General features: G+C 40.6%; 11 protein-coding genes. 3 read left to right on the forward strand and 8 right to left on the reverse strand.

Going from position 1 to position 11,927, the window contains the following annotated elements:
- Window positions 1-60: 60 nt before the first annotated feature.
- The gene (locus JWR61_RS27515; RefSeq protein ID WP_301930848.1) at window positions 61-1,443 is read right to left on the reverse strand and encodes a GH1 family beta-glucosidase; all 1,383 of its coding nucleotides are present in this window, start codon (window positions 1,441-1,443) and stop codon (window positions 61-63) included.
- A 319-nt stretch (window positions 1,444-1,762) separates the two neighbouring features.
- On the opposite strand from JWR61_RS27515, the gene JWR61_RS27520 reads away from it, so the two are divergent.
- Window positions 1,763-3,694 carry a sodium:solute symporter family protein gene (locus tag JWR61_RS27520; protein WP_301930849.1) on the forward strand — a complete coding sequence of 644 codons (1,932 nt, stop codon included), beginning with the start codon at window positions 1,763-1,765 and terminating at the stop codon, window positions 3,692-3,694.
- A gap of 133 nt (window positions 3,695-3,827) precedes the next feature.
- Here the strand turns inward: JWR61_RS27520 and JWR61_RS27525 are convergent, their stop codons facing one another.
- From JWR61_RS27525 to JWR61_RS27535, 3 genes are all read right to left on the reverse strand, one after another.
- Window positions 3,828-4,400 carry a fasciclin domain-containing protein gene (locus tag JWR61_RS27525; RefSeq protein WP_301930850.1) on the reverse strand — a complete coding sequence of 191 codons (573 nt, stop codon included), beginning with the start codon at window positions 4,398-4,400 and terminating at the stop codon, window positions 3,828-3,830.
- A 417-nt stretch (window positions 4,401-4,817) separates the two neighbouring features.
- On the reverse strand, window positions 4,818-5,597 hold the full coding sequence (locus JWR61_RS27530) for an anti-sigma factor (protein ID WP_301930851.1): 780 nt from the start codon (window positions 5,595-5,597) through the stop codon (window positions 4,818-4,820).
- A 29-nt stretch (window positions 5,598-5,626) separates the two neighbouring features.
- Window positions 5,627-6,178: an RNA polymerase sigma factor gene (locus JWR61_RS27535; protein WP_301930852.1), complete on the reverse strand. Its 552-nt coding sequence runs from the start codon at window positions 6,176-6,178 to the stop codon at window positions 5,627-5,629.
- 77 nt (window positions 6,179-6,255) lie between these two features.
- On the opposite strand from JWR61_RS27535, the gene JWR61_RS27540 reads away from it, so the two are divergent.
- Window positions 6,256-6,597 (forward strand): hypothetical protein, encoded by a 342-nt coding sequence (locus tag JWR61_RS27540; protein ID WP_301930853.1) that lies wholly within the window; start codon window positions 6,256-6,258, stop codon window positions 6,595-6,597.
- A gap of 54 nt (window positions 6,598-6,651) precedes the next feature.
- On the opposite strand, the gene JWR61_RS27545 is transcribed toward JWR61_RS27540, so the two are convergent.
- From JWR61_RS27545 to JWR61_RS27560, 4 genes are all read right to left on the reverse strand, one after another.
- Window positions 6,652-7,281, reverse strand: coding sequence for a SprT-like domain-containing protein (locus JWR61_RS27545; RefSeq protein ID WP_301930854.1), 630 nt, complete (start codon window positions 7,279-7,281; stop codon window positions 6,652-6,654).
- Complete coding sequence (locus JWR61_RS27550) at window positions 7,274-7,669, reverse strand: hypothetical protein (RefSeq protein WP_301930855.1); 396 nt, start codon at window positions 7,667-7,669, stop codon at window positions 7,274-7,276. The genes JWR61_RS27545 and JWR61_RS27550 overlap by 8 nt, the downstream gene beginning before the upstream one ends.
- Window positions 7,670-7,697: 28 nt before the next feature.
- Window positions 7,698-8,102, reverse strand: coding sequence for a polymer-forming cytoskeletal protein (locus JWR61_RS27555; RefSeq protein ID WP_301930856.1), 405 nt, complete (start codon window positions 8,100-8,102; stop codon window positions 7,698-7,700).
- Between the two features lie 231 nt (window positions 8,103-8,333).
- On the reverse strand, window positions 8,334-8,732 hold the full coding sequence (locus tag JWR61_RS27560) for a hypothetical protein (RefSeq protein WP_301930857.1): 399 nt from the start codon (window positions 8,730-8,732) through the stop codon (window positions 8,334-8,336).
- 101 nt (window positions 8,733-8,833) lie between these two features.
- Here JWR61_RS27560 and JWR61_RS27565 point away from each other — a divergent pair, with 101 nt between their 5' ends.
- Complete coding sequence (locus JWR61_RS27565) at window positions 8,834-11,881, forward strand: hypothetical protein (RefSeq protein WP_301930858.1); 3,048 nt, start codon at window positions 8,834-8,836, stop codon at window positions 11,879-11,881.
- Window positions 11,882-11,927 lie beyond the last annotated feature (46 nt).

The following is an 11,927-nucleotide window of genomic DNA, read 5'->3' on the forward strand; positions in this document are numbered from 1 at the left end:
GGAAATGCTCTTATTAAATTCCGGCACCATTACTACTTTAACAAGAAAACCTTTTAACGCTTACAACCCATTGTTTTTAATCACATCGGTATACCACAAGGCAGAGGCTTTCGGTATTCGATTGAGCGTTTCTTTCTCCACATAATGTATCCCGAATTTTTTTGAATAACCGCTGGCCCATTCAAAATTATCCAGCAACGACCAGATAAAGTATCCTTTTACGGGTACGCCCAAATCAATGGCTTCACCAATGGAAGTAATATAACCCTTGAAAAATTCAATTCTTTCCGCATCATCCACTTTTCCATCCACCAGTTGATCATCAAAGGCACACCCGTTTTCTGTAATAAAAACAGCAGGGTTATTATACCGTTCCGCAATCCATTGCAGCAGTTTTTTACATCCCCAGGGAACAATGGCCCATTGCATATCTGTTAGCTTCCAGTCTGCATCTATACTCAGGTTCACGTCCTGGTCTTCTGAAAGTCCTCCATTACCGTATACACTTCCCTCCTCTTTATTGTTGGTTGCGTCAGATGCATACATAGTAGTGTAATGGTTCAATCCAAAAAAATCAGACGAGCCTTTGAGCGATTTTTTTTCGGCCTCAGTAAATGATGGCAGGCGGTCACCCAATCTTTCTTTCATCACTGCAGGATAATCGCCTTTATAAACAGGATCTGCAAACCAGCCTAAAAAAAACTCCAGCGCTCGTTGCGCCGCGGCTTTGTCTGCATTGCTATCTGTCAGCGGCTCCCGCCAGTCGCAGTTATTGGTTATGCCAATACAGCCTTGTTGTTGTTGCTGAAATTGAGTGCGGTATACATGCACCGCCTGTGCATGCGCCAGCAATAAATTATGGCCTGCTACATAAGGCAGATCGTTTGATTTTTTACCTGGTGCAAACACGCCATGACCATAGCCCAAAATAGCCACCACCCATGCTTCGATGATGGTGATCCAATTTTTTACGCGGTCGCCAAAATGGGTGAAACAAACTTCTGCATAGTCTGCAAACACGGCCGCTATTTCATTACCCAACCAGCCATCTATTTCAAATTCCAGCGCAGCAGGTAAATCCCAATGATACAGTGTTACCCATGGCTCAATGCCTGCTGCCAGCAGTTCATTGATCAGCCTGTTATAAAAGTCAATGCCCTGTTGATTTACAGCACCACGCCCTGCCGGCAATATACGTGACCATGCTATTGAGAATCGGTATGCTTTTAAACCCATGGCTTTCATTAACGCAACGTCTGCGGCTATGCGATTATAATGATCACAGGCTATTTCACCTGTATCGCCATTTTTTACTTTACCGGGGATCAAACAAAACACGTCCCAAATAGATGGTCCTTTTCCATCGGCTTTCCATGCGCCTTCTACCTGGTAAGAAGAAGTGGCACTGCCCCAGATAAAGTTGGCCGGAAATTGCTGTATCATAAATTATAAATGAAATGTTCAAAAAATCGTTGCTCCTGAAAATTAAAAACTTAAACGAGCTGCCAAGTTATTGCTTTTATACATGCTTATTAAAAGCAGGTTCTAAATCCGGATTTTTTTTCAGCTATGCCGGTAAAAGCTGTATATTTCAATAGACTCATGTGGAGTTTATAATACTGATACTTTTTTAATTTTTGTTGCGCACATTTCAACAGCAGGCCTGTAAAATATTGTTAAATGAAAAATATTGATTTACTTAATGGATTGATGTGATCTGCCCGTACAACCGGCACTTTCATACATCCTCTAAAACTAACAAATGTATATTCTTTCAACGATTGACCTGCTGATAATACTCGCCTATTTCGTCCTGATGGTGTTTCTTGGTTTTTATATGAAAAACAGGGCAAAAAAAAGTAAAGATGCATATTTGATGGCCGGCAAATCCTTACCCTGGTATGCTTTGGGGCTGAGCGATGCCAGCGATATGTTCGACATCAGCGGCACGATGTTGCTCACCAGCATGGCTTTTTTATATGGATTTAAAAGTGTCTTTATTCCCTGGATGTGGCCGGTTTTTAACCAGGTTTTCCTGATGGTATTCTTAAGCCGCTGGTTGCGCCGGAGCAATGCTACTACCGGTGCAGAATGGTTAAAAACACGCTTTGGTTTAACTGACCGTGGTGTTGGCCAAAGCCATAAAGTAGTTGTTGCTTTTGCGCTTATTTTATGCATTGGATACATGGCATACGCCTTTGTAGGTGTAGGCGAATTTCTACAGATCTTCCTGCCTTATGAACGGATAAAAGATACGCTGCCCTTTCTAAATCATGGTGAGGCAGCTTTTACTGCAGGCTCCGACCAATATAAAGCAGCACTCGAAATTTCCAAACACAGTACTGCCCAGTTTTACGGTGTCAGCATTTGTTTGATAGCCATGTTGTATAGCATTTTAGGTGGCATGCATGGAATAGTGTTGGCAGATGTGATCAAGTACATGATCATGATTGTATGCTCCTTATTTGTTGGCATTATTGCTATGCGGCACCTGAGTGCAACTGGCGTTAATGTGCTGGAAAGAGTGCCCAAGGGCTGGGACTCACCGTTTTTTGGTATGGACCTTGGCCTTGACTGGAGCAATAAATTAAATGATGCCAAAATAAAATTAGAGAAAGATGGATACCAGTTGTTTTCAGCTATCATGGGTATGATGTTATTCAGCGGTATTATGAAGAGCCTGGCTGGTCCTGCACCTAATTACGATTGCCAGAAAATACTGAGCACCAAAAGCCCGGAAGAGGCTGCTAAAATGAGTGGATTTATTTCTGTGATATTGATGCCGGTAAGGTATTTTATGACGATGGGGCTTTGTATTATGGGCATCCTGTATTTTAAAGATCTTGACCTGCACAATGGTACAGATGGCCTGATTAATTTTGAAAACATCATGCCGTCCGTTATCAGTAAATTTTTACCGGTGGGATTGATCGGGCTGGTACTGGCCGGTTTTTTAGGTGCCTTTATGAGTAACTTCAGTGGTACTTTAAATGCAGGTCAGGCCTACATTGTGAATGATATTTACCTGAAGTACTTTAATCCGCAGGCAGATCGTAAGAAGATAATTGCGATGAGTTATTTAAGCGGCATCGTAATGGTAATTTTTGGTATTGGCCTCGGGCTGCTCATCAAGGATGTCAACATGATTTTCAATATTATTACCGCAGGATTATACGGTGGTTTTGTATGCGCCAATGTTTTAAAATGGTACTGGTGGCGCTTTAATGCCAACGGCTTTTTTTACGGTATGCTGGCAGGTATTGTGGTGAGCGCCATTCCGCCATTATTGAGCGTAACGGGCGTTACTACTTATTTTGATGGCACAAGAATGCTGTATTTTTTCCCTCTGTTTATATTAATACAATTCATTGCCTGCATCATCGGCACTTATAGTGCACCGCCAACGGATACCCCTACCCTGCTTGCATTTTATAAAAATGTACGGCCATGGGGATTCTGGAAACCAATCCACGCAATGGCCGTGGCAGAAGATCCGACTTTCGAGGCCAATAAAAATTTACCGGTCAATATCTTTAATATTGTTCTTGGTATAACAGGGCAAATTCTGCTGATGCTGTTACCGATGTACCTTATCTTAAATCAATGGAACGGGCTGGGGATTGTGATGGCCCTGATAGCGGTAATATTTTTGGTAATGAAACGTACCTGGTGGAACCGCTTAAAAGATTTTTAACCAGACCCCTGATAACAACCCTGATACCGGGCAGCGATAACATCGCTGCCTTCTTTTATGTTTGCAGATTACTATAAAAATGCGGCCCGAAGAATCGGGCCGCCTTATTTAAATTGTATATTGAAAAGTACACCTACTTTGGAAGTAATACATGATCGATTACATGTATCACGCCATTGCTTTGATTTACATCCGCGATGGTTACATAAGCCACGCCCCCCTTTTCATCTTTAATGGCCACTTTTTTGCCTGCCATCATCGCCGTTAATTTACCGCCTGCAACAGTGGTTAATGTTGCCATTCCGTTGCCATCCTTTATCATCTTTACAAGATCAGCAGCGCTCACCTTGCCTGCAACAACATGGTAAGTTAATATGCCGGCCAGCATTGATTTGTTTTCTGGTTTCAGCAAGGTGGAAACGGTACCTGCCGGCAGTAAATCAAATGCTGCGTTGGTTGGAGCAAATACAGTGAATGGTCCGGCACTTTGTAAAGTTTCTACCAGCCCAGCGGCTTTAACTGCTGCTACCAGGGTGGTGTGATCTTTACTGTTTACGGCATTGGTCACAATGTCTTTGGATGGATACATAGCCGCACCGCCTACCATGACTGTTTTTTCTTTTGACATGTTGCTGGTTTGGGCAAAAGCAACCTGCGTTAATACAAGGGCACATGCCACCACCAAAATTGTTTTAAACTTTTTCATTTTGTAAATTTTATGTGTGATTATTTTTAAATTGATTTGATAGATGTACGTGGCTTGCGGTAGGATGGATTTATAATTTTCGAAAAAAATTGCTTTTTATTGAAACTATTAAGTGGTGTTAAACAAATAGGTGGATTACTATCACATTGATGAAACAGTAGTAAAAAGCGGGCTGTGCTAAAAAGAATCTGTAAAAGAAAATATGCCGAAGTGCCGAATTGTTATTGACAAAATTCCAGGGACTTAACCTTCCCTGTAAACAATTGTTTATTGATCTTGACGGTCACGAAGTGGGAAATATCAGATCGGGCTAACGTACATCGCCGTACTCAAATAATAATAAAGAAATATCGAAACTTACCCGCAAAAAAATGCCGGTAAAAAAGACCGGCCATAAAAATTAAGTGGAAAGAAATATTACATTTTACCCATCACAAACATGGGCCCTTTCGGGGATGTATTGTCTGGTTCACTTTCAAGTGTTATTGCAAAGGCATCCACCTTACCAAAAGTTTTCATCTTTTGAATACGAAATTTATCTCCTTTTTTTGAAGTTAAAATCATACCACCGCTTACCGGTTTTCCGTCAACAATACCCCATAACTGGTATTGCTTACCCGCAGGCGCTTCAGGCAAATTGCTTGGATCAAGATATACTTCCCCTGTATTTTCCATCCAGAAAATTTTTGCGGCAGCGTCGGGTGCTGCTTCAAGTCCTTTTAACGATACGGGCTTGCTGAATTTATTTTGTACCACGGCCATATCGCCTTCCATGGTTTTGTTTTCATCTTTTAAACTGGCCAGTTCCTGTTGGGTTTGCTGCAGGTTCTGGGATATGTCGTTGCTCTTATTGTACAACATAATATTTACGGCTATACTGCCTATCAGTAAGGCTACGGAAGCTGCCGCGGCGTATTTCCAGTATGGAGCAATGCCAATTACTGGCGCCGGTATATTTTTTTCTGGTTCAACCGGCGCAGTTGCAACCGGTGCAGATTCCACTTGTTCATTGTTAATGCGTGCAAATACTTTTTCTTTTACAGAATCAGAAGGTTGCTTCGCAAAAGCCCGGGCGTACAATTCCATTCCCGATTCTATCTGCTCCAGTTCTTCAGCAACCTCAGGGTATTGTACAACGTACGCCTGTACATCCCGTTGCTCCTGTTCAGAGGCGAGGCCGGCAGCGTAAAGCTCCAAAATTCCTGATGATATGATATCCTGCGGTTTCAATTGTATTGTAACATTTTTCTTAATTCCAAAATTGCGGTTCGCATCCTTGTTTTTACGGTACCCAACGGCACATCCAGTTCCTTTGCGATTTCGTCCTGGGTGAATCCGCTGAAATAAGCCATATCAATAATAACACGTTGTTCGGGTTTCAGGTTAGCAAGCTGTTTTCTTATGCCTAGAGAGTCAAATTTAAGAAGGGTGCTGCTGGTATCTGGTATATTATTTACGGAATTTTCGTCACCTGAGATTTTTGTTTGTTTTTTATACCCCTTGCTGCGCAACACATCAATGGTTAAATTTCTTGTGAGGTTTAACATCCAGGTAAACAGGCGCCCTTTTGACTGATCATATTGGTTGAAATTATGCCAGATCTTTACAAATGCTTCCTGCAGGATATCTTCTGCCAGTGCACTGTCTTCTACCAATCTGAAAATAATGTTGTTTAATGCACCCGCGTAATTATCATATAAATACGAGAATGCCTGCTGATCCTGCCGCTGCAATAACACAACGAGCTCTTCTTCACTATATTTATTGATGGGTTCCAAAAATGTATTGAGCTTGAATTTAAGTTGTTAAAAATAAAGATATTTTAAATACCTTTTGTACAATTACAATAAAAAAAATGTTCCTAAAAACTATTCCGGTTTTACCAGCTGTTAACATCAGGGATACAATTGATTTCTATAGTTCAAAACTCGGTTTTACAGGCATCAACCAGGGCGACTATGGGATCCTGAAATTTAAGGATGCTGAAATACACTTATCCATGTGCGACATAAATAAGCCATTCCATCCCGGCAGCTGCTTTATTTTAACGGATGATATTGAATGCCTGTATGCAGATTTCTCCGCAAAAGAATTGATTTATCCAAGGACAGTACTGAAGGACAAACCCGGACGATATAAAGAATTTAGTATTAAAGACAATAATGGAAACCTGGTACGGTTTGGGCAAAAAAAATAGTTGCAGAAGCATTTGCTAATATTCCATACGTAAATGATGATAGACGCGGGCTGATTAATTGGCTGTATTTACTGCCTGCACTTCATAAACGGGGCTGAATAAATATATTTTTCCCGTGGCAATTTCTTTGCATTTAAACCGCTTCCTTACCCGTTCCTCCTTTAAGAAAACACGGCCTCCCCTGATGGAAAACAAGGCTCCGGCGGGCAAACTTTCAATCAGTAGTACGCCTTCCCTCTTTTTATCGTATTTGTACAACACCCTCAGTAGCGCAGTGTCTGCACAACTGCTGGCGGCGGGGTTTTTAAGCGTTTTAAGTAAAGTATGCTGAATATCTGCGGGAAAAATCTGCTTTGCCAGGAATTGCTCCAGCACTTTGCTGAATTCATTCTTCCACTCCTGGCCATGTGCCTGAACGCGGTGGCCATAGCGTTCAAATGTAAATAAATGCGCCAGTTCATGCAGCAGGGTAATTAAAAAAGCATAGGGATTTAAATTGCCATTTACACTGATGCGGTGATTTTTATTAAGATGAGAATTGCGGTAATCGCCCAGTACCGACTTTCGTTCACGGGTAATGGTTAATTGTACTTTGTAATGCAGCAGGTAGTGAACCACGCCTTCAAAACTGCCTTCTGGTAAATAATTTTTTAACTGGTGTAACGGCGCTTCCTGCTTAGGCATTTTTTGAACGATTCAGTTTCATAACCATACCAACTTCTGTAGCAAGGTAAACAAAGTAAATTACCATGGCTGCAATAACTGTTGGCTTACTGAATTTTTCCTTCATGGTAAACCAGTAAACAAAAACGGCAATTATGCAGGCGAACATTTTAATCATCATACCGCCCATTACACTACGTACAAAAACATTGGGGTTGGCATTTTGCAGTGCCTTTTGCTGAATATAAAAAGTGATAAGCGTGAGTATACAAAACAATAAGTTGGCAATAATAAGCACGTCATTATCTACGCCCCATTTTGCCAACAGGTTTTTAGCTGACATAAAAAAGCCATTACAAAAAATAAACAACAGCAACAGTGGTATTAAAAATTTTCTCTTTTCCTTCATTGTTTTTTACTGTTACTGATATAGTTGCCTACTGGTTAACCGCTGTGGACAACTCTACATTTAATTCTACCACATTCGCACCCATATGACAACGGCCGTTGAAGGTTGCTGTTGGCTCTACTTCAAGCTTTCCCGCAAAAATATCTCCGTCAATAATACACTTACCCCGTAACTGCAGTATTTCTTTGATATCCATCTGCCCGGTTACTTTGCCAAGTACGTCTGCATTTTTTCCTTTGATAGCACCTTCAATCACTCCATCGGCGCCTACTAAAACTTTTGCTTTGGATGTAAGGTTTCCGATCAGTGTACCGTCAATCCTGATGTCGCCTGTACTTTCTATGTTACCATTGATGGTTGTTCCTGCACCGATGATTGTTGTGCTTCCTCCCTGGGCTTCGCTGCCGCCAGATTTAGATTTTGAGTTGAACATTGTAATTGATTTTTTTAGGTTTGGAATTGGTTATGTCGAAATATCGTATGCAAAATTATTTATTTATCTGTTTAAAAAAATATCAGATAAAAAATATATTCAAAATAGTTAACCTGCAAAGTTCTGAGCTTTCACTGTATCCAATTCTTTACCGGCATGACACTTTCTACGAACAGCAATAAAACAACGTCGAAATATAATTAATGGTATGCAATGGTGAATAAGTTTTAACTACTCGTTCGTATTATCTTCTTTTGGTAAATCTAATTTGTTGGTATCCAGCGAAGGCGTTTTACCTTCTAACACTTTCTTTAAATCATCCAGATATTGCTGTTTAAATTTCATTGCATTTTCCATCGAGTCGGCTCTTATTTTTAATTGCCTGTATTCCCTTACCTGCCTTGCATCGCCATACCCAACACCTGGCAAATAGTATTTAATCGGCGTAAAAACAATGAGTGCCACCGTTAAAATTGTGAATAAAACAAATGTACTGCTCAAAATAATATATACACTCAGCCTGCTTAAACGGAACTTCACCACTTCCTCATAAGTATCCTCATTCATAACCACCAACAGGTACCTGTTGCGTAAACGTTTTAATGTACTGTTACCTTCTACCCGGGCCATATTTCATTATTGGATGTTAAAAATAAGAAACCAAAAGCATTAAGCCCCACTAATTGGCAAAAATAACCGATATTTAGCCGCATTATTTCAAACAATTATTCATGCAGAAAAGGATTTTTTTAAGGCTGTTACTGTCGGCTATTTTATTCACTTATGTAAACGTTGTTTTTGCACAGCCTGCATGGACCATAAACCTGCTGGACTCCACCAAAAGGTCGGCCAAATTTGAAGAACGAAAATTAGGGTCCGAAAAAATGGCCGACAAAAAATTCACCAAAGTGCGCCATATTTTTCAGAATAACTATACTCATTTTAATTACTATTACAATGCCCATAATAAAATAAATGCAGTTATTGAACGGGCAAAAGCACAACAAAAAGATGACTATACTAAACTGCTGTCGTATTACCCATATAGCCTGGAAGGTACCGCCGCCCAAAAAATTGAGCTTGACTCTGTAATTTATAAAGCCACAGCAGGTATCTTACTACACGATTTGCGTAATGACTGGGTGGATAATATGTACCTGTTGATGGGACAGGCCTATTTTTTTAAAAAAGATTTTGATTCTGCCGCTGCCACCTTTCAATTCATCAACTACAATCTTTTTCCGCGTAAAAAAGATGAAGATGATAACCGGGTTGTAGGTACCGGATCAGCCTCCAGTAGTGGCACGTTAAGCATTGCCAACAAAGAAAAAAGAAACATACTTCAAAAATTAACTGCGCAGCCGCCCAGCAGAAATGATGCGTTGATCTGGATGATACTGACACTGATAGAACAGAATGAACTGGGGGATGCATCATCACTCATTAATACCTTACAGCACGATGACAATTTACCAAAACGCCTGGCAGACGACCTTGCAGAAGTAAATGCATACTGGTTTTACAAACAAAATATTTATGACAGTGCAGCTGCGCATTTGGAAGATGCCCTTAGCAATGCCAATTCGAAACAGGACCAGGCCAGATCAGAATTTCTGCTGGCGCAGTTATTTGAAACAACACATAAGTACGACAAGGCATCGCTTTATTATAACCGTGCGTCGCAGCATACAACAGATCCCATGATGGATATTTATGCCCAGCTCAACAACGCAAAAATGATGAAAGGCACAGATTCTGTTGAACTGAAAAAAGGAATCGGCAACCTGTTGCACATGGCTAAAAAAGACAAGTTTGAATCCTACCGCGATATCATCTATTACTCTGCCGGCGACTTATCCATGCAATTACCAGACAGCGCAGCCGCTATATTTTATTACAACAAAAGTTTACGCTATAACGAGCAAAATATTTCTTTTAAAAATAAAGCCTTTCTGCAACTGGCAGACATTGCTTACAACCGCAAACAATATAAAACAGCTTATGCCATGTACGACAGTCTGCAAGCTGGCGACACTGCATTGCGTAGCAGGTTTGATGAAATAGATGAAAGAAAAAATGCACTGGCTAAGATTGTAGAAAAAATAAACATTGTTGAACGGGAAGACAGTTTACAAAAAATTGCAGCCATGCCGCTTGCAGAAAGAACTGCTTTTGTAAAAAAAATGGCGAAGCAATACCGTAAATTAAATGGGGGAAAAGAAGAAGAAACTGACAATGGATTTACGCCCATTGCTTTTGATAATAATAAAAATCAACCTTCTGACCTTTTTTCAAATGGCAGTAAGGGAGACTGGTATTTTGACAATGCGGCGATGAAATCAAAGGGCTCTGCCGATTTTAAAAGAAAATGGGGCACAAGAACCAATACCGATAACTGGAGAAGGAAAAATGCCACTTCAAGTGTTCAAAAGTCAGATGTTAATACAGCCCCTGCTGATATGGGAGGCGGGGACATGGACGCAGCACCTTCCAAAACCGACTCCGCAGGGGTTACTTTAAAAGATAAGACTGGTGTAAAAAGTTCTGCAGATGATAAGACTGCACAGCCGCAGGATCAAACCTTTGAAGGGCTGATGGCTAATCTTCCTTTAACGCCTGAAAAATTAACAGAGAGCAATCACCTGGTGGCACTTAGTTTATTCGATCTGGCCAAATTATACCAAAGCAGTCTTGAAGATTATCCGCAGGCAATCAGGGGGTATGATGAATCGTTGAGACGTTTTCCTGATTCCCTTTACAACGGGGATATTTACCTGGGCCTGTACTACTGTTATACCAAACTGGGTGATACGGAAAAGGCAGCCTATTATAAAAATCTTATCAATACAAAGTTTGCATCAAGTCCTTCTGAAAAAATACTAAACAGTCCTGCTGGTGGGGATGCTGCAAAGAAAAACGTCGCTGGTACCAAACAATACGAAGCCATTTACAATTTGTTTATTGAAGGCAAATTTGATGAAGCGCTTGCCGAAAAGAAAAAAGCAGACAGCGTGTATGGCAACAATTATTGGAGCCCTCAGTTGTTATATATTGAAGCCGTCTACCACATCAAACAACATGAAGACACTGCAGCTATTGTAATATTAAATAACATCATCAGCCTGTATCCCAAAGCACCACTAAAAGCAAAGGCGGTAAAAATGGTGGATGTTTTAAAACGCAGGAAAGAAATTGAAAGCTACTTAACGGCGTTGCAGGTTACCAGGGCGAAAGAAGATGAAGTGATACCGGCACCAAAGGAAAAATTGATAAGAAATGATTCCAACCTGATTGTATCGCCCAAACCTTTTTATGACAGTAGCAAGGCTGTGGTTACTTCAAAGCCCGCTGTTGCAAAAGATAGTGTAAAAACCGTAGCCCCGCTTATTACAAACGGACCTTTTACATTCAATACAGCAAACCCGCAGAATGTAATTATGGTATTGGACAAAGTGGATGGAACCTATATCAACGAGTCTAAAAATGCATTCACCCGCTTTGTAGGTGAAAATTTCAGGGATCAGAATATAACGATTGCAAAAACCGCGATCGACAAAGATATCAGCCTGCTGGTATTTTCTTCTTTTGCCAATGCTGATGCGGCCCTGCAGTTTTTATACCGGGCAAAAAAAGCTGCGCCCGATGAAGTGTCCTGGCTGCCGGCTGCAAAATATTCTTTCCTTATTATTTCGGATGCTAATCTTGGGTTGTTGCAAAACAATAAAAATTTAAAAGAATATAAAGACCTGCTTAGTAAACAATTCCCGGGCAAATTTTAATAGCTTGCAACCTTGCCACACTAAAACCGGGGCAGAATTTGCTTTG

This window comes from Ferruginibacter sp. (assembly GCF_028288465.1).
In the GTDB taxonomy this organism is placed as follows: domain Bacteria; phylum Bacteroidota; class Bacteroidia; order Chitinophagales; family Chitinophagaceae; genus Ferruginibacter.